The following is a 26,355-nucleotide window of genomic DNA, read 5'->3' on the forward strand; positions in this document are numbered from 1 at the left end:
TGGTCGCGAGACACTCTTGACATGCGAAGCCGGAAGGGTTTTTGTGAGTACATGCAACATCAACAGCGACTTAGATCGCTTCGCCATGCGCCTTTGCGCTACGGCCAAATCCCCTACTCAACTACGGAGGCCATCACGCCATAAATCCGTCCAGCGCACGAAGCGTAGCTAGCGGAGCAGCTACGTGGACACTCCCCGATCATGGTGTACCACCACCGAAGACCGGGGAGAGCCACTTGGGAAATAACCGCGGCACTTGATCCTGACGCGGCGCGTGCTTTCTGCAAAAAGCGGTATTACGCTAACGCACTCGCTTGCCTTTTTCAAGGGTCAAGTGCTTCTCACCTGATTTCGAGGAGCACAAAGAATGAACCTGCATAGCCCGCGTTCCGCCAACTTCATGAAGGCCTGTTATGTCTTGTGGCTAATTGAAGTCGAGCGGACGACTCAGACAGAAGCTGCTATCCAAGTCGGGCTTAATGTTGGGACGGTAAACCACATTGTTCACGGGCGACGCTTCAAGAACGCACGCCCGATCTGCCCGCCTCGCTTTTATCAATAAGTGGGGAGCTACTCGTGCGGATCGGCCATGCCTTCGGGCGGGTCGATCCGCACCGTTGTGAAGCCGATGGCAGATATCCGGCGTGTCCTGAAAATCCATGTTCCGAGTTGGCTGTGGGACATCGCATCGGACAGGACGGACGAGAAAGCCGAATAGATTCTATGCAGTTTCCTGTTCCACCCCGCTCACGTAACGCGTTTTCCTGGCAAATAACCGCTTATGACCATACAATCGCGTGTTATTTGACGGGGGTGTCGTCTGGCATGGTTGCGCGGATCAACACCGTTGCGTTCCAGGGCATCGAGGTTCTGGACATCGACGTTCAGGTGCAGATGTCCGGCGGCATCGTCGCCTTCACCGTGGTCGGCCTGCCCGACAAGGCGGTGGCGGAAAGCCGGGAGCGGGTGCGGGCGGCGCTGCACGCGCTCGGCCTCGCCCTGCCGGCCAAGCGGATCACCGTCAACCTCGCTCCGGCGGACGTGCTGAAGGAGGGCAGCCATTTCGACCTGCCCATCGCGCTCGCCCTGCTGACCGTCATGGGCGTTCTGCCCGACCTGGAGATGAGCCGCTATTGCGCGCTGGGCGAGCTGGCGCTGGACGGGGCGCTGACCCCGGTGGCCGGGGTGCTGCCGGCGGCGATCAACGCGCTGGCCCACGACCGTGGGCTGATCTGCCCGGAGGCCTGCGGCGGCGAGGCCGCCTGGGCGGGCGAGGGGCTGGACGTTCTGGCACCCGCGACGCTGCTGGCGCTCATCAACCATTTCCGCGGCCAGCAGGTGCTGACCCGCCCCCGCCCGCGCATCCAGGAGAGCGCCGCAGCGCCGCTCGACCTGCGCGACGTGAAGGGCAACGAGACGGCCAAGCGCGCGCTGGAGGTTGCCGCCGCCGGATCGCACAATCTGCTGATGATCGGGCCGCCCGGCTCCGGCAAGTCGATGCTGGCGGCGCGGCTGCCGGGGCTTCTGCCGCCGCTCGATCCGGCTGAGGCGCTGGAGGTGTCGATGATCCACAGCGTCGCCGGGCTGCTGGAGGGTGGCAAACTGCTGCGCCAGCGCCCCTACCGGTCGCCGCACCAGTCGGCCAGCCTACCCGCCCTGGTCGGTGGCGGATCGCGCGCCAAGCCGGGGGAAATTTCGCTGGCCCACAAGGGCGTTCTGTTTCTCGACGAATTGCCTGAGTTCCCGCGCGGCACGCTGGAGGCGCTGCGCCAGCCGCTGGAGACCGGCAAGGCCGTCGTCAGCCGGGTGAACCACCATGTGACCTACCCGGCGCGGGTGCAGTTGATCGCCGCGATGAACCCCTGCCGCTGCGGGCATCTCGACGACCCGTCGCTGGCCTGCGCCCGCGCGCCGAAATGCGCCGCCGACTACCAGTCGAAGATCAGCGGGCCGCTGTTCGACCGCATCGACCTGCACATCTGTGAAATCCAGCCAAAAACTGGACTCGTCAGCGAAAATCCGGACCAGTTCGGCTAAACCTTGGACTCGTTCACGACCAGTCGGTGCCCTTGGGCACGGTGTAGAGCAGCAGGGACCCGATCGTCGGTGTCCTGAGGTAAAAGCTCCTCCGGTCAATGGCAGAGCTTCGGTGCGTTGTGAGGCCCGACGTGGTCCTCGTCGAGGTCCGGGCCACGGCGAAGCGTCAACGGGGTGTCATGGCGGAGCCTCACGGCCGCCGCAGCCGCCCCTGTGCCAACGCCTCCACTTGCCGCACCGCAATCTCCAGGTCAGCGTCGGCGAGCCGGTCGGCGAGGGCGAGCAAACGGGCGCGCAGCTCCGCGCGCCGGGACGACACCGTCGCCGCGCCCACCTCCTCGAACAAGCTGCCGAGCGGCAGGTCGAGCACGCGGCCCAGCTGCTCCAACGTGTCCAGGCCGGGGAAGGCCCTGCCGCGCTCAAGGTTCGACACGGTCTCGACGGTGCGGGCGATGGCCTCGGCGACCTGCTCCTGGGTCAGGTTGAGGGCCAGGCGGCGGGCGCGCAGCCGCACGCCGAGAAGTTGCTTCAGGTCTTGCGCCATAACCCGAACTGTCCTTTCGGGCACGGCGCTTGACCATAGGGTCAATTTTCGGCTTATGTTCAAAACCCGAAAATGAAGGTCGGGGCAGCGGCTCCCGCGTGCATCGCTCGCCGGGCGATCCCGCTTGCCCGTACAGGAGGCTCGGAGCGGCATGATGGTGGCGGAACAGTTTCAGGCAGCCTGGGACCAGACGTTGGCGTGGCTGAAGGGCAGCGGCCGGTCGGCCTGGGACGGGTATGAGGTTGGGCAACTGTTGCAGCGGGCCGGGGTCAAATACAATTGGCGCCTGATCGCGCGAACGGGCGATACCAACGAACGCGAGTGGCGAGAAGCTCAGATGGCGTGGGTCGGCAAACTTTCGGATCTCGGTGCCCCCGAAAGCCTGCTCGCGAGCGTTCGGGCGGTCGAGTGAGGCACTGCGACCAAGGCCGCAGCCCCCGGCAGCGGGACGGCGCTCTTCGGGAGGCGCCGCGGTTGGATCACGGTTTGGAGGGGAGAGCGCGAATGAGCCGAACGCCCACACGCCCGGTCATCCACCGTTTGGCAACGGTCAAGCCCTCGCCCGCCGAGCGCGACCGCTGGCTTCCGCACGCCCGGCGGCATGGCTTGTCCCTGCCGGAGTACCTGCGGCTGATCGGGACGCGCACCGCCGCGCCGGCGACCGCCCCCGCCATTCCGGCGAATCGGTTCGTCGTCATGCTGCCCGGCCGCCAACTGCGCCGCCGCCTCCGGCGCGTGCTGGACTTGGCGCGGGTGCAACGCCGCCCCGTTCTTCTCCGCGGCTCGCCCAGCCCAAGAATCGGTCGGCGCATCCGGAGCCACCGGCTCACCCCCTTCCAGCCGCGCTTCCGCGACCACTACGCCGTCCTGCCGATCCCGCCGCTGCCGCACCACCGGCGTCCGCTGCGGCCCTCGGCGCCGTGAGGGTCACCACCCGGACCGAGATCTCTGGAAGGTTCTGTGACATCCAGCCCCAAATGGACTCGTCGCCGATAAGCTGGACCGGAGCGGCAAAGGCTTGGTTCGTTCGGTGCTGTGCCAGGCGCTGCGGAGAAGGCGTTGGACAGCGGGCACGGACGGTCCGGCAACACCGCCGGTCGGTTGCAAGGTCCGAGGGCCGGTCTGGTCGGGCTGTGAAAGGGAATGCTGGGATGGCCCCAAGTCAGGCGGACCTCGCCGAGGCCAAGCGCCGCGTCCTGTCCGGCCTGGCTGAACGGGCGCCGCGGCACGCTCGATGTGCAGCACGTGCCCGGCGCCAAATCAGCGAAGCGGGCTCTGGAGGTGGCGGCGACCGGCGGGCACCGGATCGCATTGCCCGGCGAGACGCCGCAGGACGACGCCATCGCCCGGCATTTGGTGGCGGCGTTCGCGACCGGCGTACCCGGCGCGAACGTGGTCGCTCCGACCCGAGGCCGCCGAGATGGTGGTCTCTTTTGTATGCCCAACATCGACCTGTTGTGCCGCTTCCCCCGACGGAGCCGAGCGCGGTGATCGCCGCGCGGGTGACGGCCGCGCGGGCCAACCCGCGTCCCACCGCCGTCGGTCCCAAGGCGGACGACTTGTTATCGGAGGCGGAGCGGCGGATGGCCGCGGCTTGGTCCTATGTCCAGCCTCATGGCTATACTTATGACTTACCAGCGCGTTGAGGTGATCACGGGATCGGAGAAGCGCCGCGTTTATAGCGCCGCGGACAAGGCGGGCTTGGTGGCGGAAGCGTTCCGGCCCGGCGTGGTGGCCTCCGAGGTGGCCCGCCGGCACGGCCTCAACGTCAGCCTGCTGTACCGCTGGCGCCGGCAGATCGAGGAGGGGCAGGCGAGCCCGTCGCCCGAACCAGCGGTGAACTTCGTGCCCGTGCGGATCGCCGACGCCCCGCCGTCCATCCCGAACGACAAGATGGCGCCCCTTCCGCCCGCCGGAACCGGCATCATCGAGATCGTGCTGCCCAGTGGCCATTGCCTGCGCGTCGATCGCCATGTCGATGCGGGCGCCCTGCGTCGGGTCCTCGCCGTTCTGGAGCGTCGATGATCCCGGTCCCCGCCGGCGTGCGGATCTACCTGGCGATGGGCGCCACCGACATGCGCAAGGGCTTCGACGGCCTCGCCCTGTTGGTCCAGGAGGTTCTCAAGAAGGATCCCTACTCCGGCCATCTCTTCCTGTTCCGGGGCCGCCGAGCGGACTGAGCGTTATTCAGCATACAGTTTCGAGTCGGCGCGGGTTGAGTACCCGTGGCACCCGCTGTACGGGAAGACGCTGCGGGTCGTGAACCGGACAGTACGTGGGGGCCACCCTGTCTTGTGGCTCGAAGAGCGCCCCGGAACGGCGCGGGAATTGCCGGCCTGGATGTGCGATGCGGCGTACTGCCTTGATATGGCGGCCTTGGGGCCGCCGCAGGCCACAATCATTGCCTTTGGCGCATTGGCGGCAGTTCTCTCGGATTTACGGCGCTCGGCCAGCGATCGCGCAGCATCGGACAACTCACCCACGGAGGAGGTTGCCGATGACCAAACGACCGCGGCCGACATCCCAGCTCTCGCTTGCCCTTACGGTTCCGCTCCCGGGTCTCGTGGTTCCGGACGAGGTCGTGCAGGTCCTGGCGGACCTCCTCCTGGAAGCCGTCGGAGCCCGGCTGGGCACGGAGAAAAAGGAGGGCGGCCATGAGCCCCAAGATCACCGCTGATCACCTTGGCCGCGGTGCCGCGATCTATGTCCGCCAGTCCACACCCGGCCAGCTGATCAATCATACGGAAAGCCGCCAGCGGCAGTATGCCTTGGCCGACGCCGCCCGCACGGCGGGGTTTGTCGATGTCATGATCATCGACGAGGACCTTGGCCGCTCCGGGTCCGGCTTCGAATCCCGCCCCGGATTCCAGAAGCTGGTGGCGGCGGTCTGCGCCGGCACCGTCGGTGCGGTCTATTTGCATCGAGGCTTCGCGGCTGGCCCGCAATGGCCGGGATTGGCACCACCTCATTGACCTCTGCGCCCTGGCCGGGGCGCTGGTCGTCGATCCCGACGGTGTCTATGATCCAAGGCTGCTGAACGACCGCCTTCTGCTCGGCCTGAAGGGAACGATGTCGGAGTACGAATTCAGCCTGCTGCGCCAACGCGGCATCGAAGCCCGGGATGGCAAAGCCCGCAGAGGCGAACTGCGGTTCACGCTGCCGCCCGGCTACTGCTGGAGCGAGGCCGGACGGATCGAAATCGATCCTGACGAGCGCGTTGCCGGCGCCATCCGCATGCTGTTCAGCAAGTTCCGCGAACTGGGCAGCGCCCGCCAAGTGTTTCTCTGGGCGTGCGCCACCGAACTGTCGCTCCCTGTCGTGCGGCGCAATCTCACCGCCTGCAAGATCCTCTGGCAGCCGCCGGCCTACCACACGGTGATCCAGGTCCTGCAGAACCCGATCTATGCCGGCGCCTATGTGTTCGGCCGGCGGGGCAACCGGACGCGGGTCGTCGAGGGACGGGCCCGCAAGACGAGCGGGCATAAGCGGGAGCGCACCGAGTGGAATACCCTGCTGCGCGACAACCACGAGGGCTACATCACCTGGGCCGAGTTCGAGGACCATCAGCGCATGCTGGAGGAAAACGCCCACATGCAGAAGCGTGCCGCCCGCAAGGCTGGCCGGGGTGGCCGGGCTCTGTTGACGGGGCTGGTTCGGTGCGGGCGCTGCGGCCGCAAGATGAGGGTGTTCTACGGCATGCAGTCTGGACATGCGCACCGCTACCAGTGCCGGGGCGACGACGCCCATGTCGGTGTCGGTCTGTGTGTCGGCATCGGCGGTGTCCGCGTTGATCGGGCGGTCGTGGCCCAAATGCTGGAAGCCGTCTCTCCCCGTGCGGTGGAGGCGGCCCTGCTTGCCGCCGACCAAGCGGCTGCGGTGGGAATGGAAGAGCGAGCGGCATTGGAGCGCGAACTGGAGGCGGCCCGCTACGACGCCTCGCTGGCCGCTCGCCGGTATGACCTCGTGGAGCCGGAAAAGCGCCATGTTGTTAGAGAGCTGGAAGCGCGGTGGAACACGGCTCTGGAACGGGTAGCGCAGATCGAACGCCGGATCGCTGAGACTGAGGCGCGCGCCGCGGCGCGCCCAAGGGTGGACAGGACGGCTCTTCTGGAACTGGCTCATGATCTGTCGGCCGCCTGGAATGCACCGACAGCGGATGCACGAACCCGGCAGCGTCTGACCCGGCTGCTCGTGGAGGAGGTGGTGATCGACCTCGACGACGCGGCGCACGAGGCCATCATTCTGATCCATTGGGTTGGGGGGAGGCATACCGAACTGCGCGTGCCACGGGCCAGAACCGGCCGTCGGCAGGAGGGCGGCAATCCAGGAGCGGTGGAGGTGGTAAAAAAACTTGGCGGCCATTGGCCGGACCGCGAAATCTCGATGACGCTGAACCGCATAAAGTGCCGGACCGAAACCGGAGAGACCTGGACGGCAATGGCGGTTCGGCTGTTGCGGGAGCGATTGTCCATTCCCGACTTCGACCCGACCGTGCCCCGGCCCGAGACGATGACGGCCGACAAGGCAGCGAAGCGGCTCGGTCTCTCCATCCCATCCGTGCTCCGCCTCATCCAGCGTGGGGTCCTGCCGGCAACGCAGCTTGTCCCCTCAGCCCCTTGGCACATCCCAATCGCCGCCCTGGACACGGATGCCGTACGAACGGGCGTGAACGAGATAAAGGCGCGGCGGCCGAAAAACCTCGTTGATTATCATAGAGATGAGATGATGCGGTTGCCGGGACTCTGAAAGGAGGGATGCACTATGTCACGCGCTTCGGGCGCTTAACATCAAATGCGCGACCTTGCGGTCGCGCACCCCTTTCGCCAAAAGATTGCTTTTCCAGACGGAAACACGAATGGAAACTTGACTGATACAATCAAAGCGAACCGGTCCAATCCGATCTCTTCTGCAGCGACCAATTCCGCCGTTCCGCGCCGGAGGGTTGGCTCACGATCACTCTTTTGGCAGCCGCTCGCTCCAAAACTTGCACACTTCCTCTTTAGTTGGGTTAGCAAGCCGCTTCAAGAACATGGTCGCCACCAGAGTCGCCACCGCCGGTATCACGCCAAAAGACGAGACAAGTAGGGTAGCAATTGCCGCCACCGCCACATCTCGATCAATACCAAATTGGCTCAGGATGAGAGCTCGATCTTTTTGATCCTCTTCCCGACTGCCACATACCAACGCAAACAGCTCCCGATTCCAGCGATTGCAGATGCGCTTTCCAAGCTCCTCCAATTCATCGTCGATTCCCATGCTCTGAGGCGGAGGTTCAATCGACAATTCTCCCGCCACTCCGGTCGCATTCACCGAGCGTTGCGATACATCTCCAATCATGCGGAACACATCCTGTTCCGGGAGATCCACTACCTGAGCGACATATTCAGATATATTATTAGCCATGGGACACCGCCAAAGGTGGAGGAGCATCTCCACTATATCCGAACGGCGCTACTCGTTTCAACCAAAGTATGGATACCGTTACGCGGCTCATCCGCGTATACCGTGCACTGGCTACAAAGACTGCGGTGTAACAGCACCAAAACCGACCGCGCCAAGTTTGGCAATGGGTGGAAGGCCCTCAAGGACGCTTCGCGCCGCTATCGCGGTGGCCTATGGCCGTCCTTGACCGCCACCCACGCATTGCCCCCGTGAAAGCAGGTGGGGACGGAGGAATGGTCCTGCCGGTCGAACAAAGCGATGGAGCCTGGACGGTCCAGGTCTTCTTCCATCCGCGGACGCACCTAGTCGGTCAGCGACTCGGGTTGGTTGGCCGGCAGCCTCTACCTATTTAAATTGGGCTTCCCCGGCCAAGAAGGTAAAATGAGAATTCTCGCCGGCGATATGGGAAAACTCGCTTGAACATGGAAAACTCCCTGTGTTCGGCGCGGTGACGGAGCGGCCGACCTCACTTGCTCAGCTGTTCAGCTGCGTCTTTGCTCGGTGCGTCATTCATAGCAACTGGTCGGTGACGTTGTCGCGCCACAGCTCGGCGTCGCGCACGTAGCCGCGGGCGACCTGGACCGAGCGGTGCCGGGTCTGCGCCATGATGGCGAGCAGCGGGGCGCCGGCCTGCGCGGCGGCGGTGGCCAGGCCGGCGCGCAGCGAGTGGCCGGACACCGTGGCCGGGTCGAGGCCGGCGCGGGCGGCGGCGCCCTTCACCGCGCGCACCACGGCCATCGCCGACAGGCGCTGCGGGCGCACCCGGCCGCCCTTGACCACCGCCTGGAACAGCGGCCCCGGCGCGCCGCCGCGCAGGCGCAGCCACGCCTCCAGCGCCGCCGCGGCGCAGGTCTCGGCGCTGCGGCCGCGGCGGATCGCCACCACCGCCCCCGCGCCGGTCGGGTCGGTCTTCGAGCGGCGCAGCCGCACCCGCACGCCCTCGGCGCTGATCTGGACATCCTCAAGGTCGAGGCCGACCAGCTCGGAGCGGCGCAGCGCGGCGCCGAAGCCGACGAGCAGCAGGGCGCGGTCGCGCACGCCGACGGCGCCGGCCGGCAGCGCGGCGAGCATGGCGCGCAGGGCGTCGCCGTGCACCGGGGCGACCTGGCGCGGAGCGCTGCCCAGCGTGCCGGCGATGCCGTCGAGCACGCGCGCGATGTCGGGGTGGCGGCGGTCGAACGGGCGGCCGGCGCGGCGGTGCGCCTCGGCGAGGGCGGCGAGCTGCAGGCGGATCGAGGCGAGCTTCAGGCGGTCGGCGCAGTGCGCCAGGTACATACCGATCACGTACGGGTCGCCGCCGAGCGGGTCGACACCGAGCCAGCCGCACCAGCGCGTGTAGGCGGCCCAGGCGGCGCGGTAGGCGCGCAGCGTGGCCGGGGCGCGGGCGGCGTAGGCGCGCGCCTTGGCGCCGAGCGCCGCGGCGTCGGGCAGGCCGTCGGCGGCGAGGGGGACCGGCGGGGCGGCCGGGAGGCCGGCCGGGGTGGCGGGCGCGGGCGGAGCGGCGGCGGGGGGGCGGGGTACGGGGACGGCGGCGGTCGGGGCGAGCAGGATGCGCCCAGGCCGCGGGGCCCGTCCAGGGCGATTGCGTGCGCTAACCGCCCTTAGCGCACGCAATCGCCGCGCCGGCCGGAGCCGGGGCGCGGCGCCCCCGGGGCGGCGATGTGGCCCGACACGGCGGACACGGAAGAGAAAGGGCCGCTCACTAGCTTTCTACCCCGGAAGCGCGAACCATTCTGGGGCGCCGCGGCTTGTTTCCGCGATCGATGGACCGGCGCAAGCCTCGGCAGGGCGGCTTTCCCCGTCGCTCGGCACCCGCGGGCGCTGGGCTCGGGCGAGGGCTGTCCCGAAGGCGAGATCAGTGCCGCCAAGCGCACCGAGGCCGGGCGCAAGATGATGATCGGCGTGGCCGGCGAATCGCAGCGACCCATCGGCGCCGTCCTTGCGTGGCGCGACACCCTTCTGGAACGAAGGCCGCAGACCGTTTGGCCCGGCGCCGTTGCTCGATCGGGACGCCCTGGCCGGTTGGGCCGTGATTATTTCCGATGGCGTCTGTGTAGACGGTACAACCCTGTGACGCTATGATTCCCGATTGAGCTAATACAAAGTGAAGGGCAGTGGCCTAGGCTCCGAGCGGGAGAGCGCAATGCCGAGAGACGCGTCCATAGAAGAGAAGTATGAGCGGGCGATCCGCAATGCGGCCCCGCTTAACCCCGTCTTTCCACACCAGGCGAAAGAACAGATGGCCGCGCTGATCGAGGAGATCGGCCGCTCCAACGCGAACATCGAGCAGTTCCTAAGTCACCAGACGACGGCGGCGCATCGCGGCGGCTTCGTCGCGGAGGAATACCACGCGACGACCTTCAACATGGATAGCATCCTGAAGGGAAAGGCGCTCCGCGCCGAAACCGGCATGGACAACCATCTGATCGGGAACAACGATCGGGTTTCCGACATCGTCATCGCGCGCGACGGCCAGATCGAAGTCCGGGTGCAGTCCAAATACATGGGGGATGCCGCCACCACGGCGAACAAGCACGCCGCCCTCGACACCGCCACCTTGAAACCGAAGTACGAGGGAGCCGATGTCGCGCTGTCGCCGGCCGATCAGGTGGAGGCGGTCGCGAAGCATGCACGTGAACAGGCGGCCAAGCACGAGGGCAAGGCCGCAGCGGCCAGCCCGGCCGACGCCGACCAACTCGTAACCCGCGGGCATCGGGCGAAGGCGGAAGCCTACCGCCAGACCGCGGACAAGACGTCGGGCCGGCTGGAACACGACGGGGTTTCGTCCAAGGACCTGACGAAAGCCGAAGCGAACGCGCTTGGCGACAACGACACGTCCAAGCTCGACGCGATCCGCTCAGCGTACAAGACCGACTCGACCATCCAGCAGATGGGCCGCGCTGCGGCGGGGGCGGCGGCGATGGCGGCGGTGGTCGCCGGCACGGTCAACACCGTCCGCTACCTGGACCAAGTCCGCAAGGGCAAGCTTTCGCCGCAGGAGGCCACCATCAAGATCGTCGCGGAGACGGGCGCCGCCGCGGCCGACAGCGCGATCAAGGCGGGCTTGGTTACCGGAACGCACAGCATCATCACCCGCCTGAGCAGTCAGACCGTCGTCACCACGCTCGCCCGGCAGAGCCTGGGGACCATGCTGCGCAGCAACGCCATATCGGCCGGCGTCGTTTGCGCGGTCGACGCGGCCAAGGACCTTGTCCTTCTCGCCAAGGGCGACATCACCGCGGCCGAGTTCGAGGAACGACAGGGCAAAGGGCTGCTCACCACGTCGGCCGGCGTGATGGGGAGCACGCTGGGGATGGCGGCGATGCCGGCGCTTGGCACGTCGGTCGCGTTGGCACCGGTCGTCGGCGCTCTCGCCGGGGCGCTCGTCGCCGGCGCAGCGATGAGCTTCGCCATGGAGGTCGGGATCGAGGCTCCCTACCGGGAGTTGGTGAGCAACACCAGGGATTTGCGCGAGTCGGCGCTGCTTCTGGAAGAGGTCTCGCAGGGAATTTTCCACGGGCAGGTCCATTTCACCGCGTTCCTGACCGTGGACGCAGAACTCGACACCGCGATCCGGTCGTCCCTGGCCGACGGAGCCGGCAAGGGCGCCGCGATGGCCGCGGCCATCGACCGCATCTGAGGAAGACGACATGTTCGACTTTGCCGCCACCGAGCTGCAGCGCATCGACGAGGTTCTGGAGCCCAAGCTGGCCTGGGCGCGGGAACGGCAGACCCACTGCGAGCAAATGGCGCTCGATGCCTCCCGGCTGCTGGCTTGCGTGGAGGATCGGTTGAGCGACTACGCCTCCCAAGGGTTCTTCCGCCGCTGTTGGTCCACGCTGTCCGGCAAGAGCGGAGAGGTGGAGCGGGCCAACGCGCATGACCTCATCGAGATGCAGAAGCACGCTTGGCGCTACATCAACCTGCTGCAGGAGCGCGACCTGCTGATGGCCCATTCGGTCATCACGGTGAAGAACAATCTGCTGACCCTGTCCGTCCAGCAAAACGAGACGCGCAGCGAGATCACCCGACTGGCCGAACGGGTCTACGACCGTTTTGTCGCGCTGGAGAGCCGGGTGGACCAGATCGAGGTCGCCAGCAACATCCACCGCTGGCTGCTGACCATCGAAACCCGGGAGTACGACGAAAAATACGCCCCCTGCTTGCGGCTGCTTCGGGTGGTCGGTGATTTCCACACGCTGAAAGGTGAGTCCTGGAACGCGGACGAGCTGAAGTACCTTCAGAAGGCGCTTCGCGACGTCGGACTGAACCCCAAGCAGGCGTGGACGCTGAACGATCTCGTCAATGGGCTGATCGACGAAATTGAGGGGCATGGCTTCGATACTTTCGCCGCGCTGACCGAGATCGACCGCGAGCAGCGCATCGACAGCGGCTTCGTGCTCGACGCCATTGCGGCTCCGGCCTTTGGCGCGCTCTACCAGGTGAAGAACAACTACACCGTCAGCTCGCGCGTCATCCGGGCCCTGCAAAAACGGCTGGAGGTTAGCCATGCCGACGCCATGAAGATGATCCTGCACGATTTTGTGGCGGAGCATGGAGTCAACACCTCGTCGTCGATCCCCCTGCAACACCTCGCGGTGGAACTGCTGGGCTGTTGGAGTCTGGCGCGACGGCTGGCCCTGGCCGGGGAAACTGCTGGCAAGGCCAGCCCCAAGGCGCGGGTGACGGCGGAGCAGGGCGCGCCCGCGGCCGATGGGGAGGAGGCGGTCCAGCCGACTCTGCGACACAACAATCAAGTCGACGTGCTGCCATACCGGGATCGGGATCATGCCTCGCAATCGCAGCGGTACCGGCAGCTCATCACCAAATGCCTTTTGGAATATCAGGACGGTGATTTTTACGTTGGTGCCAAAATTCCTGCCGAAAAGGAGAGAGTGGCAAGGAAATGCTTTCACATTGATCGCTATGTCAAGGTTCTCGGCTTGATTGACACGACGTTCTTTGGTGGATGCGAAGAAGGTATGGCGATTTGCGATAACGGAATATATTGGGTCAACCCTGATGCTCCGACGAACCGAAGGTTTATGAGTTGGGGAGATCTGATTTCCAGCAAGCATTCTATAGCCGCGAAAAATGATAAGGTCTGTTTCGGTCAGAGCAAATACTTCTTGCCACTGGGGTGCAAGCTTTCCGCCAAGTACGTTGTGCGGATGATTGTTGACCTCGTCGCGCGGCTGGAGGCAGGCTGACCGTCGTGCCCTTGGCAACGCGGACCTTAGAGGGCGGTCTCAATGAACAAGCGCAACACCGGCGGATTGGCTGGCGATCTCGGCGGCGGCTTGCTCGGCGAGCATCTCGTCGTAGACCTCCTCGGGTGATTTCCCTCCGAGGCACTTCCTGGGGCGCCCGTTGATTTCCGTAAGCGTCCGCCGAGCTACGCGGCGTCGGCGTTTCCGGTGACGCCGTCGGCCTTGATCCAGTTCCAGGGCAGCAGTTCGTCGATGCGGCTGATCTTGTGATCGGCGATGCGGGCGATCACATCGCGCAGGTACGCCTCGGGGTCGAGCCCGTTGAGCTTGGCCGTTTCGATGAGCGTGTACATCGCCGCGGCCCGTTCGCCCCCGACGTCGGCTCCGGCGAACAGCCAGTTCTTCCGCCCCAGCACGACAGCGCGCAACGCCCGTTCGGCGGCGTTGTTGTCGATCTCCAGTCGGCCATCGTCCAGGTAACGGGTCAGCGCCGTCCAGCGGTTGAGCATGTAGCGCACCGCCTTGGCGGTGTCCGACTTGCCGTCAAGCCGGCCCAGCGTCTCCTCCAGCCAGGCCTTCAACGCGGCCATTTTCGGGGCGGCCTCGGCCTGACGCACGCGCCGGCGCTCATCGGCGTCCTGGCCGGCGATCCTGGCCTCCACCGCATACAGCTCGCCGATCCGCCGCAAAGCCTCCGCCGCGATCGGCGCCTTGCCCTTGGCCGAAACCGCCACGTCGTGGAACTTGCGACGGCCATGGGCCATGCAGCCAATTTCGATGATCCGGGCCCGCCCGTCGGGCCCCGGTTCGTACAGGCCGTTGAACCCGGCATAGCCGTCGGCTTGCAGCGCCCCTTGGAAATCCTTCAGGTGGCCGCACGGATGCTCGCCGCCGCGCCCGGGGCTGTAGCGGTACAGCGCCGCCGGAGGTGACGGGCCGTTCCAGGGGCGATCATCGCGCAGGTAGACCCACAGGTAGCCGGTCTTGGTCCGCCCGGCCCCCGGGCTCAGCACCGGGACCGGCGTGTCGTCGGCGTGCAGCTTGGCGGAACCGATGACGCTGGTTTCGATCGCCTGGATCAGCGGGCGCAGCAGCCGAGCCGCGTGGCCGACCTGATCGGCCAGGGTGGAGCGGCTCAACTCCAGGCCCAGGCGGGTGAAGATCTCCGCCTGACGGTACAGCGGCAGATGATCGTCGAATTTGCTCACCAGCAGGTGGGCCAGCAGCCCCGGCCCGAACAGGCCACGCTCGATCGGCAGCGACGCCGGTACCTGGGTGATCGCCTCGCAGCGCCGGCACGAGAACTTCGGGCGGACGTGCTCGACCACCTTGAAGTGCGCCGGCACGTATTCCAACTGCCGGGCGCGGTCCTCGCCCAGCCGGCGCAGCGCGCCGCCGCACTGCGCGCAGGTGCAGGTCCCGCCGGCGGGCTCGTGCACCCGTTCCTCGCGCGGCAGATGCTCGGGCGGCAGCATGCGCCTGGGCCGGCGCTTGGTGTCGGCGTCCACCGGCGGCGCGTCGGGCTGCGTGACGATGGCGGCCTGCTCGCCTTCGGCGGCTTCCAAGTCCTCCAGCGCCAGTTCCAACTGAGCGATGGTTCGGCCCAGCTTTTCCGAGGACTGGCCGAAGTGCATGCGGCGCAGCCGGGCGAGCTGAAGCTTCAGCTTCTCGATCTCCAGCGCCTTGCTCTTGATGCCCTCCAGCGCCGCGCCGAGCGCCGCATCCTTGGCGCGCAACGCCGCCTCCTGGGCATGCAGCCGGGCCGCCTGCTCGGCAACGAGCTGACGCAACGCCGCGTTGTCGGCCAGAAGCTGGGCGGGATCGGAAACCATGGCGCGATTTTACCAGGACACCGGGATCCCGACGACCGGCCCGAGGGCGGCTGAGTCACCGTGTCGCGCCCGGCCCGCTGCGGCTCAGCCGGCCAAGTCGGGTTTCCAGGTCCGTTCCGCCGCGCGCCAGTCCAGCCCTTCCACGAGCATCGCCAGCTCCGCCGGGGTTAGCGTCACCACGCCCTCGCGCGACACCGGCCAGACGAACCGGCCGCGCTGAAGGCGCTTGGCGAACAGGCACAGGCCGTTGGTGTCGTAGTAGAGAATCTTGATCTTGTCGCCGCGGCGCCCGCGGAAGAGGAAGAGATGGCCGCTGTGCGGGTCTTGGGCAAGGCGTTCCTGCACCAGCAACGCCAAACTCGCCCAGCCCTTGCGCATGTCGGTGTGCCCGGTGGCCAGCCACACCCGCACCCCGCTCGGCACCGGGATCATGCCAGGGCACCAATGACGGCCGCCGCCAGGGCCGGGCCGACCGGCCCTTCCAGACGCAGGCGTGCCCCGCTGGGCAGGAGGACCTCAAGGATCGCCGGGCTCGTGGCCTGCGGCACCGGAGGAGGCAATGGTCCAGGGGGCTCCGCGACCGGCGGCTCCGTTACGGTCGGCTCCGGCGTGATGGGGACTGTCTGAAATTTCGTGTACGGGCCATAACTTCGGGACCGAAGGAGGCCCCGCATGGCACGACGCAAACACCCCAGCATTCCGGATGCGCTGCTTGACCAATTGCTCGCCGGCGCCGATCCGAAGAGTGCCTTCGCCAAGGATGGCCTGCTCGATGAGCTGAAGAAGGCGCTCGCCGAGCGGGCGCTGAACGCCGAGATCGACCATCACCTGGAGAGCGGTGAGCCGGACGGGCGGTCCAACAGCCGCAACGGCTATGGGCGCAAGACGGTGCTCACTGACACCGGCAAGATCGCCCTGGAGGTGCCGCGCGACCGGCTCGGCACCTTCGACCCGCAGCTCATCGCCAAGTACCAGCGCCGCTTCCCGGGCTTCGACGAGAAGATCATCTCCATGTACGCCCGCGGCATGAGCGTGCGGGAGATCCAGGGACATCTGCGCGAGTTGTACGGCATCGAGGTCTCGCCCGACCTGGTCAGCGCCGTCACCGACGCCGTGCTGGAGGAGGTAGCGGCCTGGCAGGAGCGCCCGCTGGAGCCGCTTTACCCGCTGGTCTTCTTCGACGCGCTGCGGGTCAAGGTGCGCGACGAGGGCACGGTGCGCAACAAGGCGGTCCATGTCGCGCTCGGCGTGCGGCCCGACGGCACCAAGGAGGTGCTGGGGCTGTGGATCGAGCAGACCGAGGGCGCCAAGTTCTGGCTGCGCGTCATGAGCGAGCTGAAGAACCGCGGGGTGGAGGACGTGCTGATCGCCATCGTCGATGGCCTGAAGGGCTTTCCCGAGGCGATCACCGCGGTGTTTCCGCAGGCCCAGGTGCAAACCTGCATCGTCCACCTCATTCGCGGGTCGCTGGAGTTCGTGTCCTGGAAGGACCGCCGGGCGGTCGCGGCGGCGCTGAAGGAGGTTTACCGGGCCACCGACGCGGCCGCTGGGGAACGAGCCCTGGAGGCGTTTGCTGCCGGCCCCTGGGGCACCAAGTATCCGGCGATCGCCCTGGCTTGGCGGCGCAACTGGGTGGCGGTGATCCCCTTCTTCGCGTTCCCTGACGACGTCCGCCGGATCGTCTACACCACGAATGCCATTGAGGCGCTGAACGCGAAGCTGCGCCGGGCGGTGCGCACCCGCGGCCACTTCCCGACCGACGACAGCGCGCTGAAGCTGCTGTTCCTGGTCTTGAACCAAGTCACCAAAGACTGGAAGATGCCACCACGCGAGTGGGGCATGGCGAAAGCCCAGCTCGCCATCCTGTTCGAGGACCGGTTCTCGCTCACCTGATCACAACCGGCCCGTACACGGAATTCCTGACAGTCCCGCGTGATGGTCACCGCGACGAAGCTGGACGGTTCGGCCATGGCGGTCCCCGTGGCCTTCATCAGCCCCCGCCAGCAATACAGCAGGCTTTCGTGCACGCCCAGCCGGCGGGCCGCTTCCGTCACCACCACGCCGGGGCGGAACGCCTCCTCGACCATCCGTACCTTTTCCGCCGGCGTGTAATTCCGCCGCCGCTCCGTTCCCGTCAGAACCTCGACCCGCTGATAAGCCATGACGTTTGCAACTCGTTTGCGTCCGCGCGATGACGCGCCGCGCAAACCTCAAACGCCGGACCCTACTTTGCCAAGGCGGTCCTCACTGGAGGCGTACCGACAACCGGAGAGCGCCGACGAAAGTCGTCGTCTTCCAGTGCCCATGGGGAACCGCAGCGCGGCAGCGTTCTCCTCGCGGCGCACGGCCGTACATCCGCGCCATATTGGTGGAGGTGCCGCATTCATCGATGAACACCAGCCGCTCCGGGTCCAGGTCCGTCTGGGCGTCGAACCAGGCTTGGCCGCTGTCGGCTATATCCGCTCGATCTTGTTCGGCAGCGTGCGCTGTCTTTTTTTCCGCGTCACGCCGTGACGTTGGAAGAACCGGCACACGATGCTGGGCAGTGGCCGATACTCCACCGTCTCGTCCAGGCGCTCGGCTACCTCCGCCAAGGTCAGATCGGGCTTCTCCTCGATCCAGCCAAGGATGAGGTCCCGATGCTCGTCGATCCGATGCGAGCGGACATTGCCACCACGCTTGTCCGGGGTCAGATCGCCGTGCGTTCGTGCGCGGGCAACCCAGCGGATCGCCGAGGAAACCCCGACCTCGAAGCGCGCAGCTGCCGCCCGGCAAGAGGCTCCAGCCGCAACCGCCTCCACCACGCGCCGACGAAGATCGACCGACAGTGCTTTCGCCATCCAGACCGGTCTCCTTCAAGCGCTCTGAACCTTGAATCACACCGGCCCGCCTATGGGAATCCCCGATTCAAATACCCGGCAATCCGCTCTAGAGGGCGCACTCCTACGATGCGGCGTTCTCAAAAAAGCTAAATCATCTGAGCTCTGCTCTAAACAAACTCCCGAACTTGTGGATTACGCGCAACGTCTGCAAATGCTGCTATTCGTAGCCATGCTGATGTTAGTCGCGCATCGCAATGCGCGTTAGCGATTCCCTGGGCCCACGCCACTCCTCGAACCGGGGGGAGGGTGCGGCTAAGGTATATAAGCATTCAGCCACCGTTGGTCCAGGGATCGTCGTCTAGTGGTTGCGTTATCTTAGGAACTTTGCGATAAGCGATACTGCATCACGAACGTCGCCACTGGATCGCGCGTCATCATGACCGCTTACGTTTTTCAAAAGAAAACAACCTGTCCACCACTTCACGTACTTGTCATTTGCGCGGGCGTGTACGGCCGACGCGCGGAGGGCAAATTCGTCCCGTCTGCAGTTCAGTCCCTTCAATATATTGAACAGAGTGCTGCCCGCGCGGCACAGCATTGGATCGACGCAGACGCTCATGGCCGTCTCATCGGGCGGCAGCTCGGGACCGTTCAGCTATTGGTATCTGCGACCGATCCAAATTTTGCGTTTCAGGAGAGCACGCCGCTTCCGGCCATCTCGGAGAACGTGACTGCCGCCATCAGGACGTGGCTGAACGACTGCGCCACTGAGGGTGCACTTGGCGTCCTACATTGGATCGGTCATGGGATCACGCATGTCGAGTCGGGCACCAATGTTGTCGGCATTCAGACCCTCTGTGAGGATTCTGAACCGGATGCCATGCGGGTGATTGACATGGGGCGGCTCTACAGCAGCATGAGCCGTGGGCAAATTCCGAGCAACTGCATGTTGTTCATTGATGCGTGTCGTGAACTGACCGGTGGCGACGAGAAGAAGGTTATCAAGCTCGATCCACTCTGCGGTCTCCGCGTAGCGGCTCAGACATACGTTGATACGACCCATGCCTTCCGGCTGAGCGAGCCCGGTGATCGGACACTGGCGTTCCAGAAGCCAAATGCTGAGCTTGGGTTCAGAGGTGGAGCGTTGATGACCGAAGCACTCATCGATGCATTTCAGTATTACGCCGCGAAAGGTGGGGCTTTGGCCCCGTCCTCGGTCGACGTTCAGCAGCTGGAAGACGCAGTTAGAGCACGTTTCTCGTGGTGGCGGTCCTTGTTTAAGGGGAAAAGGGTTCCGAGATTTCAGAGCATACGGTCAAGGATGCCAAGTACGTCGGTTGAATTTCTTCACGCCCTGGAACCACGAGCGATGCTTGATGTTTGCATTCGTAAACGCGGGGGTGGCGCTGTCTCAAAGACACCCTACGTGAGCGGATTGGAGACGCGGAAGAGCAGATCAACTTGCACCCATTCTGCGAACGGAGCAAGCTCGTTGGGTCATACTGCTCCACAGGCACTGCAGGCGTATGAGAGAAGCTGGCGAGGTGAGGTGATCCCGGGGGGATGGTGTTACTTCGGCTCAGTGCAGGACGTACACTCACCGCCCCACTACTTTAAAAATGTCGGGACCCCAGGTATCTGCCCAGCCTTCAATTCCTCCGGCTTTCCTGACGAAGAAAGTCCGGGGCGAGTATGGGAGCTTTGATCATGGCTATTGCTGATCTGCGCAATCCCATTCTGGCCGGCCGCTTTTCCTCCTGGAACGGGAAGGTGGGAAACTTCGTCGTATCTCCCGACCTTCCAAGGGAGTTGGAGGAACTTCCCTCTGGTCCGACGTATGTGCAGGTTGCAGCTCCCGATGGTGCTGTGGCGACGGGCAGCATTGAAATCCCCGAACCCCCGGACGCACGGGACCGCTTTCGTCTTTTTTCCGAGTTATTGGCGCACGGTTCCTCGCAGACATGGCCGGAGAGACCGCGATTGCCTCAGGTTGCCCTCTGGAAAGTCGAGGAGCGCGCAACATTCCAACAGGTTTCACCAAGAAAAGCAAGAAGGCGCGGTTATACGCTTCTGCTCGAAAATGAGCGAGCGATGATCTTAGAGTTCAGTGAGGGAAAAGATTGTCCATCGCTTTATGCGAGGTTGCCACCCAGCAAGCGTGCCCTGGAGATACATTTCCCTCTGGCAGGCGATTTGTACGCCGCCCCGCGAGAAATTCTGGGGCTAGATCGGCTGGCGCTAGCCACAACAACGGAAAGACTTGCAGAAGCGTTCCTCGGGTTCTTGCGGACCGACCTTAACAACAGCGCGGACCTGGTGGGCGAACGCCTCGTCAAAGCGGCCACGGAGACTTTGCGTAGGAATGAAGCCTTGTCGGTGATCGACCGGATTGCATTGGCTCATATCGCGATCCGTGGGGGCATGTCAGCTCAGATGATTGAAGTCTTCAAAGCCGCTCTTAAACCCGATGATCCTCTTACCACACCAGACCTATATGCGCTTCACTGGCTCGTTGATTTCAGTCGCGCCAATTCCTTGAGCGGTTTTGGAAAGCGTCTGTTGGAGGCACTGACTCACCTCAAAGAGTCGATGCCAATCTGCAGCGAGACGGTTCGGCAGGTGATGGGCCTTTCCTCCTTCATTCGTGATGATCTGGAGGCGGAGGACCAGTACCCACCGGAACTTGACGGGATGTTTGAATGGCTGCGACGCCTTTGTGACGCAATGGTGTGGGAAGTTCCTTTCACCACCTTCCATGGACGAAGCCCCCTGGACCCGGTCGCGCAAGCGACGTCGGTAGCAAAAAAAAAATGAGCATCTTCAGCCGGTGACCGCCTTCCCGGAAGAAGGAAATACTGTTCGGAGATTTAGCCGCGAACAGAAGACAGTCACGCATGAAAAAGAGGCGCGCCGTGGTTCGGACGCCGGTGAGCGCGAGCTAATTGAAGAACTTATCGGAGTTAATCGCGTCGCCAAAGTGGTGAAGGGTGGCCGTCGATTTAACTTTGCTGCATTCGTCGTTGTCGGCGATGGAAAGGGCCGCGTTGGCTTCGGTTCTGGCAAAGCGCGTGAGATCCCCGAGGCAATCCACAAAGCGACTGATCAAGCTAAACGCAGCATGATTCGGGTGCCTCTACGCGACGGACGCACTCTGTATCATGACGTCAACGGCCACTTCGGGGCAGGTAAGGTTATCCTTCGCTCAGCTCCGGTCGGTACTGGAATTATATCGGGCGGTCCGATGCGGGCCATTTTCAAGGCGCTTGGGGTGACCGACATCGTGGCTAAGTCAATTGGATCCGCTAATCCCCAAAACCTGATTAAGGCGACTCTCGATGCGTTGAGCCAAGTGGACAGCCCTCGTTCAGTCGCCGCCCGCCGAGGTCGTCGCGTCAGCGATATGCTCGGACACCGTGCGATTAGTCAGCGTTGAAATCATACCGGCGAGCGGAACCGCTGACTCACTGATGGGGATTCCCAAGGCCGGCAATCCGTGATTCAATTCCCCATTGCAATGGGGAGGAGCGCATGCCAGCGGCGTTGTCGATCCGGGAAGACCTGAGCGCCAGCGATTTGCGTGCCCTGGCGCGGCGGGAGAGCAAAGGGCGGGTGGCGGCCCGGATGTTCGCCATCGCCCATGCGCTCGACGGGGTGAGCCGGGCGGAAGCGGCGCGGTTGGCCGGCATGGACCGCCAAGCCCTGCCCGACGCCGTGGTGCGCTACAACGCCGAAGGCGTGGCCGGGCTTTATGATCGTCCGTTGCCCGGCCGGCCGGAATGGCTGAGCGAGGGCGAGCAAGGTACCCCTTCGCCGAGGACCGCCTTGTGAACGGGGACGGAAGGTGAATCATCCGGCCTGTCCCTATGGCTATCCCTATGGCAGTGCCCATGACTATCCAGCGCGTCGAGGGTACGCCTCCGGTAAGTGCCGCCTTGGCAAGTTAGGGGTCGGCGTCTGAGGTTTGCGCGGCGCGTCATCGCGCGGACGCAAACGAGTTGCAAACGTCATGGCTTATCAGCGGGTCGAGGTTTTGACGGGAACGGAGCGGCGGCGGACCTGCACGCCGGCGGAAAAGGTACGGATGGTCGAGGAGGCGTTCCGCCCCGGCGTGGTGGTGACGGAGGTGGCCCGCCGGCTGGGCGTGCACGAAAGCCTGCTGTATCGCTGGCGAGGGCTGATGCAGGCCAGCAGGACCGCCATGGCCGAACCGTCCAGCTTCGTCGCGGTGACCATCACGCCGGAGCCGACCGTAACCGAACCGCCGGTCGCGGAGTCATCAGGGCCATTGCCGCTTCCGGCCGCGCCAGCCACGAGCCCGGCGATCCTCGAGGTCATCCTGCCCAGCGGGGCACGCCTGCGTGTGGGTCAAAGTTCAGTTGATGACTACACCATCAACTGGGTCACGTTTCAGCTGATGTTGACACCGGTCCCGCATCGTTGAAGCGCAGCACCCAGTCGCGCACCGTCTGCGAGCTGACCCCGCCGCCCCCCGCCACGGTCGAGCGCGGTTCTCCGTCGTAGATCGTCGCCAGGGCGAGCAGCCGGCGAACTTGGCCGGGATCGTGAGAGGAACGGGCAAGCCGACGCAGGGCGGCGGCGTCGTAATCGCTGCGCAGCGGAACCAGAACAGCCATCGTGGACCTCGTCGCCGTGGCCTCTCCGGTGAATCACGCGGCGCGGTTGTCAGTGCCGATTGGATACTCCCCGGAACGGGCGGCTGAAAATTCCCCAGGCTAACGCAACGGCAGGGCTCCGGGGCGTACGCCCCGGAGCCCTGCGGCCGCCCGTCGCCCATGATCACCCTCCGAGGCGGAGGGAGGGCGCAGGTGGTCAGACTTGGGGAACTCGTCATGATTCTCGATCTCGCCCGCGAGGGCCTGTCGGTGTCGGCGATCGCACGCCGCACCGGCCTGGATCGCAAGACCATCCGCAAATACATCGCCCGCGGATTGGAGGCGCCCGCTTACACCCCTCGGCCAACTCGGCCGACGCTGCTCACACCCTTCGAGCCCTATCTGCGCGAACGCCTGCAGGCATTTCCCGATCTCAGCGCCCAGCGACTGCTGCGGGAACTCAAGGAGCGCGGTTACACCGGCGGCTACACCATCCTGAAAGCCGTGGTTCGCGCCATGCGTCCCACCCCATCACCGTCCTTCGAGCGCCGCTTCGAGACACCGCCCGGCAAGCAGGCCCAGGTCGATTTCGCCTTCTTCAAGACGACCTTCACCGACGAGCCCGAGGTGGAACGGATCGTCTGGCTGTTCTCCATGGTGCTCGGCCACAGCCGCATGATGTGGGCCCGCTTCGTGGCCCGCCAGGACCTGCAAACCGTGCTCCGCTGCCACATCGCCGCCTTCGACAGCTTCGGCGGCGTGCCGGAACAGATCCTCTATGACCGCATGAAAACCGCCGTGTTGGGCGAGATCGAAGACCCCGATCAGCCGACCCAAGGCATTGCCTACAACCCCAAGCTCTTCTCCCTGGCCAGCCACTACGGTTTCCTGCCGAAGGCCTGCAAGCCGTACCGCGCCAAGACCAAGGGCAAAGTCGAACGGCCCTTCCGCTATGTGCGCGAGGACTTCTTCCTGGCCCGCAGCTTCCGCAATCCCGAGGACCTGAACATCCAGTTCACCCAGTGGCTGGATCCGCTCGCCAACCGCCGCCGGCACGCCACCACCCAGCGCATCGTCGCCGAGCATTTCGCCGAGGAGCGTCCCCACCTCAAGCCGCTGCCGGCCGGACCCTTCAACAGCGTGCTGGCCCTGGAGCGCCGTGTCACCCGCGACGGCATGGTGTCGGTCGGCGGCAACCTTTACTCCGTGCCGGATTGCACCCGCCGGCGGACGGTGGAGGTGCAGGTCACCGCCGGCACCGTCACCATCCTGGAGGACGGCATAGCCGTCGCATCTCACCCGGCGCTGGAAGGACGAGGCCAGCGGCGCATTGCCACCGGCCATCGGACCCAACCTCCACCGCCCAACAGCCAGACGCCCAGGGAGGTCGCCACGCCCCCGGCGCCACCGCTGCAGGGCGGCACCGTCACCCCTCGCTCGCTGGCCATCTACGACACCATCGGCCGCCACTTGGCCAACCAGCCGGGGAGCCCGTGATGAGCACCACGTCGCTGGAAGCCGGCCCCGCCACCCTCGACCGCATTCGCCAATATCTGGTTGGGCTGAAGATGCCGCGCCCCTTGGAAGCGCTGGAGCACATCCTGCGCCGGTTGGAACGCGGCGAACTCTCCGCCCTTGGAGGCCATCGACGCCCTGCTGGGCGAGGAACTGACGTTGCGCGAGGGACGCCGCATCAAGGCGGCCCTGAAGATGGGCCGGCTTCTCTCCATCAAGACGCTCACCGGCTTCGACTTCTCCTTCCAGCCCTCGCTCGATCGCGATCGAATCATGACCTTGGCGCAGCTCGACTTCGTCGACCGGCACGAGGTGGTCCATTTCCTCGGCCAGCCCGTTCCCGCGTCATGATGCCCACCTCGCTACGTCATTGAAAATCAAAGGCCTGCTGATCCGGATTGTCTGTTACCGGACGGCGTGCCGACAGGCGGAGCGGTTCGAGCCCGGCCAGCTGGGTTTCCGGAATTGCCCATGGCGCCCCTTTGCACGCTTGGCTTGCCTGGATGGTTCCGCCGGCGATCAGCCGCAGCACGGTCATTTTGCTGACCTTCAGCCGGTCGGCCGCCTGCTCCAGGGTCACCTCACCCCGCTCGGCGATCTCGCCCTCCCGGTACACCGCGACACCATGGGCATTGCGGAAGCTGCGCACCCGCGCCTCGGTCCAACTGTTGCCTTTGCCGGTGCGCTTGCCGGCCCGGTTCAGGATTGCGGCGATGCCGCCGTCCGTCTGCTGCCGGGCCAGAGCCCGAATGAGATCGCCGGTGTCGGCGTCGGTCCGCCAGCGGTGCTTGCCGCTCCGGTTCTTCGGCACCGCCAGACGGGTGTGATCGCCGCCCTGCCAATGGATCACCAGTTGGATCGTGTCATCGACCACCTTGGCCACGATCTCCGCGATGACGGTCCGTAAGATGCGTTTGCGCGTCTCCGCCGTCGCGCCGGGGTGATGCCAAAGCGTCTCGATGTCAGCCCCCAGCGCCATCAGGCGGGTCCGCTCCTCGGCCGTGGGAGTTGCGCTCTGGCCGGTCTGCAACGCCGCCAAGCGTTCCTCCAGGCGATGGACTTCCACCAGCCGGCCGTTCCACCGGCGTTCCAGTTCGGCTGCCACGAGGCGATAGTCGGGATCGACCGCGTCATACTGGCGGCGCGCCAGCTCGGCCTCGTAGCGCGCTTGAGCCAGGGCGAGTTCCGCCTGCCGCCGCGTCTCGGAACCGTCGGCCTCGCGTGCGTCGATCGCCCGCAGCGCCGCCTCGATCCCCAACGGGGCCAGGAACCGCAGGGCTTCCGCCGCCACCGCGGCATCGACCCGCAACCCGCCGAACGAGATGCAGCGCTCGGTTCCGTGATTGAGGTGCGCGCCGCAACAGTCGTAGCGCACGCAGTATCCGTCCGTGCCGCTGTAGGCCACGTGCAGCCGTCGCCCGCAGTGTCCGCAGCGCAGCAGCCCGGCCAGCAGCGCGTCGCCGCGGCGCACCGAGCCGCGGGTCATCATCCCCTTGCTGTTGGCGTTGTCGGCGATCAGGGCCTGGTTCCTCCCGAACTCCGCCCACGAGATGTAGCCCTCGTGATGCTCGGGGATCAACACCTCCCACTCCGCCTGCGCGCGGCGGAAGCCGCGAACCACCCGTTTGCGCCCATCCTGCACGCCGACCCGGCTGCCGGTGCGGCCGAACGCGTAGGCCCCGCCATAGATCGGGTTGGTCAGCAGGTGATGGGGGGTGTTGTAGACCGGCAGCTTCCATACGACGCGCGGTCCCTCGGCGGTCCGCTCGACGGCCGGCAGCCGGATCCGTTCCTGACGCAGCCAGAGGTGAACCTGCCGGATGCTCTGGAACTCGGCGAACTTGCGGAACACCAGGGCGAGCGCCTCACGCACCCGCAGGTCCGGGTCCATGGCGATGCGGTCGTGACGGATCTTGATGTAGCCGACCGCCACGGTGAAGAACAGTTCGCCGCGGCGCGCCTTCTGGCGCAGGGCCTCCAGGGAGCGTTGACGCAGGATGGACAGTTCCATCTCGCTCATCGTGCCCTTCATGCCCAGGAGAAGCCGGTCGTTGGGCAATTTCGCGTCATAAACCCCGTCCTCATCGGCCAGCAAGCACCCCACCAAGCCGCAAAACTCCAGCAGCGTGTGCCAGTCCCGACCGTTGCGGGCGAGCCGCGACGCCTCGATCGCCAGCACGATGCCGACCCGCCCTTCGCAGATCGCCCCCAGCAACCGCTCGAACCCGGGGCGGGCGATCCCGCCGCCGGAACGGCCGAGGTCGTCGTCGATGACGACCACCTCGGACCAGCCGAGCTGGCGGGCGCGGTCGACCAGCCCGTATTGCCGGCGGTGTCAGG

General features: G+C 65.5%; 22 protein-coding genes and 4 pseudogenes. 17 read left to right on the plus strand and 9 right to left on the minus strand.

Features of this window, described 5'->3' with window-relative positions:
• The first annotated feature begins 825 nt into the window (after positions 1-825).
• Entirely contained in the window at positions 826-2,037 is a 1,212-nt protein-coding gene (locus AMK58_RS13360) for a YifB family Mg chelatase-like AAA ATPase (protein WP_276509467.1), read from the plus strand.
• A 190-nt stretch (positions 2,038-2,227) separates the two neighbouring features.
• Here AMK58_RS13360 and AMK58_RS13365 read toward each other — a convergent pair whose 3' ends face one another.
• Complete coding sequence (locus AMK58_RS13365) at positions 2,228-2,581, minus strand: helix-turn-helix domain-containing protein (RefSeq protein WP_035670716.1); 354 nt, start codon at positions 2,579-2,581, stop codon at positions 2,228-2,230.
• A gap of 151 nt (positions 2,582-2,732) precedes the next feature.
• Between AMK58_RS13365 and AMK58_RS13370 the strand changes: the two genes are divergently transcribed.
• The 6 genes from AMK58_RS13370 to AMK58_RS31680 all read left to right on the plus strand — a co-directional run bounded on the left by AMK58_RS13370 (position 2,733) and on the right by AMK58_RS31680 (position 7,327).
• Complete coding sequence (locus AMK58_RS13370; protein WP_035670713.1) at positions 2,733-2,993, plus strand: hypothetical protein; 261 nt, start codon at positions 2,733-2,735, stop codon at positions 2,991-2,993.
• Between the two features lie 92 nt (positions 2,994-3,085).
• Entirely contained in the window at positions 3,086-3,505 is a 420-nt protein-coding gene (locus tag AMK58_RS13375) for a hypothetical protein (protein WP_035670711.1), read from the plus strand.
• 702 nt (positions 3,506-4,207) lie between these two features.
• Positions 4,208-4,606 carry an IS66-like element accessory protein TnpA gene (tnpA, locus tag AMK58_RS13380; protein ID WP_035670709.1) on the plus strand — a complete coding sequence of 133 codons (399 nt, stop codon included), beginning with the start codon at positions 4,208-4,210 and terminating at the stop codon, positions 4,604-4,606.
• Positions 4,603-4,761 (plus strand): IS66 family insertion sequence element accessory protein TnpB, encoded by a 159-nt coding sequence (gene tnpB / locus AMK58_RS13385; RefSeq protein WP_035670722.1) that lies wholly within the window; start codon positions 4,603-4,605, stop codon positions 4,759-4,761. The genes tnpA (AMK58_RS13380) and tnpB (AMK58_RS13385) overlap by 4 nt, the downstream gene beginning before the upstream one ends.
• A 474-nt stretch (positions 4,762-5,235) precedes the next feature.
• Positions 5,236-5,553, plus strand: a complete 318-nt coding sequence (locus AMK58_RS31675; protein ID WP_246203299.1) for a recombinase family protein — start codon at positions 5,236-5,238, stop codon at positions 5,551-5,553.
• The gene (locus AMK58_RS31680) at positions 5,486-7,327 is read left to right on the plus strand and encodes a recombinase family protein (protein ID WP_246203298.1); all 1,842 of its coding nucleotides are present in this window, start codon (positions 5,486-5,488) and stop codon (positions 7,325-7,327) included. The genes AMK58_RS31675 and AMK58_RS31680 overlap by 68 nt, the downstream gene beginning before the upstream one ends.
• 207 nt (positions 7,328-7,534) lie before the next feature.
• Here the strand turns inward: AMK58_RS31680 and AMK58_RS30425 are convergent, their stop codons facing one another.
• Positions 7,535-7,984, minus strand: coding sequence for a hypothetical protein (locus tag AMK58_RS30425; RefSeq protein ID WP_137165139.1), 450 nt, complete (start codon positions 7,982-7,984; stop codon positions 7,535-7,537).
• Positions 7,985-8,533: 549 nt separating this feature from the next.
• Entirely contained in the window at positions 8,534-9,637 is a 1,104-nt protein-coding gene (locus AMK58_RS13400) for a site-specific integrase (protein WP_059398986.1), read from the minus strand.
• A gap of 490 nt (positions 9,638-10,127) precedes the next feature.
• Here AMK58_RS13400 and AMK58_RS13405 point away from each other — a divergent pair, with 490 nt between their 5' ends.
• Positions 10,128-11,663, plus strand: a complete 1,536-nt coding sequence (locus AMK58_RS13405; RefSeq protein ID WP_137165140.1) for a magnetosome protein MamC family protein — start codon at positions 10,128-10,130, stop codon at positions 11,661-11,663.
• Positions 11,664-11,673: 10 nt separating this feature from the next.
• Positions 11,674-13,233: a hypothetical protein gene (locus AMK58_RS13410; RefSeq protein ID WP_035683817.1), complete on the plus strand. Its 1,560-nt coding sequence runs from the start codon at positions 11,674-11,676 to the stop codon at positions 13,231-13,233.
• A 185-nt stretch (positions 13,234-13,418) separates the two neighbouring features.
• Here the strand turns inward: AMK58_RS13410 and tnpC are convergent, their stop codons facing one another.
• Together tnpC and tnpB (AMK58_RS13420) are read right to left on the minus strand one after the other, a co-directional pair.
• Positions 13,419-15,065: an IS66 family transposase gene (gene tnpC, locus AMK58_RS13415; RefSeq protein WP_059398987.1), complete on the minus strand. Its 1,647-nt coding sequence runs from the start codon at positions 15,063-15,065 to the stop codon at positions 13,419-13,421.
• Positions 15,066-15,149: 84 nt separating this feature from the next.
• The gene (gene tnpB, locus AMK58_RS13420; protein WP_059398988.1) at positions 15,150-15,497 is read right to left on the minus strand and encodes an IS66 family insertion sequence element accessory protein TnpB; all 348 of its coding nucleotides are present in this window, start codon (positions 15,495-15,497) and stop codon (positions 15,150-15,152) included.
• 240 nt (positions 15,498-15,737) lie between these two features.
• On the opposite strand from tnpB (AMK58_RS13420), the gene AMK58_RS13425 reads away from it, so the two are divergent.
• On the plus strand, positions 15,738-16,958 hold the full coding sequence (locus AMK58_RS13425) for an IS256 family transposase (RefSeq protein WP_059398593.1): 1,221 nt from the start codon (positions 15,738-15,740) through the stop codon (positions 16,956-16,958).
• Positions 16,959-17,089: 131 nt separating this feature from the next.
• On the opposite strand, the pseudogene AMK58_RS31945 reads toward AMK58_RS13425, so the two are convergent.
• Both AMK58_RS31945 and AMK58_RS13430 read right to left on the minus strand, forming a co-directional pair.
• Positions 17,090-17,227, minus strand: a pseudogene (locus AMK58_RS31945) (transposase); the annotation flags it as partial.
• Between the two features lie 291 nt (positions 17,228-17,518).
• A complete protein-coding gene (locus tag AMK58_RS13430) occupies positions 17,519-17,905 on the minus strand; it encodes a helix-turn-helix domain-containing protein (protein ID WP_035683386.1) in 387 nt (128 codons plus the stop codon).
• Between the two features lie 418 nt (positions 17,906-18,323).
• Here AMK58_RS13430 and AMK58_RS30435 point away from each other — a divergent pair, with 418 nt between their 5' ends.
• The 5 genes and pseudogenes from AMK58_RS30435 (at position 18,324) to tnpA (AMK58_RS13445) (ending at position 22,328) form a co-directional block, all read left to right on the plus strand.
• Positions 18,324-19,592: a caspase family protein gene (locus AMK58_RS30435; protein WP_137165141.1), complete on the plus strand. Its 1,269-nt coding sequence runs from the start codon at positions 18,324-18,326 to the stop codon at positions 19,590-19,592.
• Positions 19,593-19,594: 2 nt separating this feature from the next.
• The gene (locus tag AMK58_RS13435; protein WP_137165142.1) at positions 19,595-20,701 is read left to right on the plus strand and encodes a hypothetical protein; all 1,107 of its coding nucleotides are present in this window, start codon (positions 19,595-19,597) and stop codon (positions 20,699-20,701) included.
• 127 nt (positions 20,702-20,828) lie between these two features.
• Positions 20,829-21,320: a 30S ribosomal protein S5 gene (gene rpsE, locus AMK58_RS29510; RefSeq protein ID WP_196813272.1), complete on the plus strand. Its 492-nt coding sequence runs from the start codon at positions 20,829-20,831 to the stop codon at positions 21,318-21,320.
• Positions 21,321-21,415: 95 nt separating this feature from the next.
• Positions 21,416-21,676, plus strand: a pseudogene (locus AMK58_RS13440) (helix-turn-helix domain-containing protein); the annotation flags it as partial.
• Positions 21,677-21,893: 217 nt separating this feature from the next.
• Complete coding sequence (gene tnpA / locus AMK58_RS13445; RefSeq protein ID WP_059398990.1) at positions 21,894-22,328, plus strand: IS66-like element accessory protein TnpA; 435 nt, start codon at positions 21,894-21,896, stop codon at positions 22,326-22,328.
• Here the strand turns inward: tnpA (AMK58_RS13445) and AMK58_RS30440 are convergent.
• Positions 22,312-22,521, minus strand: a pseudogene (locus tag AMK58_RS30440) (IS630 family transposase); the annotation flags it as partial. The gene tnpA (AMK58_RS13445) and the pseudogene AMK58_RS30440 overlap by 17 nt on opposite strands.
• Positions 22,522-22,713: 192 nt before the next feature.
• Between AMK58_RS30440 and istA the strand changes: the two are divergent.
• Both istA and istB read left to right on the plus strand, forming a co-directional pair.
• Complete coding sequence (istA, locus tag AMK58_RS13450; protein WP_059398991.1) at positions 22,714-23,997, plus strand: IS21 family transposase; 1,284 nt, start codon at positions 22,714-22,716, stop codon at positions 23,995-23,997.
• Positions 23,997-24,351: pseudogene (istB, locus tag AMK58_RS29515) on the plus strand (IS21-like element ISAzs30 family helper ATPase IstB); the annotation flags it as partial. The gene istA and the pseudogene istB, both read left to right, overlap by 1 nt.
• 31 nt (positions 24,352-24,382) lie before the next feature.
• Here the strand turns inward: istB and AMK58_RS13460 are convergent.
• Entirely contained in the window at positions 24,383-26,332 is a 1,950-nt protein-coding gene (locus AMK58_RS13460) for a recombinase family protein (RefSeq protein WP_079285688.1), read from the minus strand.
• Positions 26,333-26,355 lie beyond the last annotated feature (23 nt).

The sequence above is a fragment of the Azospirillum brasilense genome, assembly GCF_001315015.1.
GTDB lineage: Bacteria > Pseudomonadota > Alphaproteobacteria > Azospirillales > Azospirillaceae > Azospirillum > Azospirillum brasilense.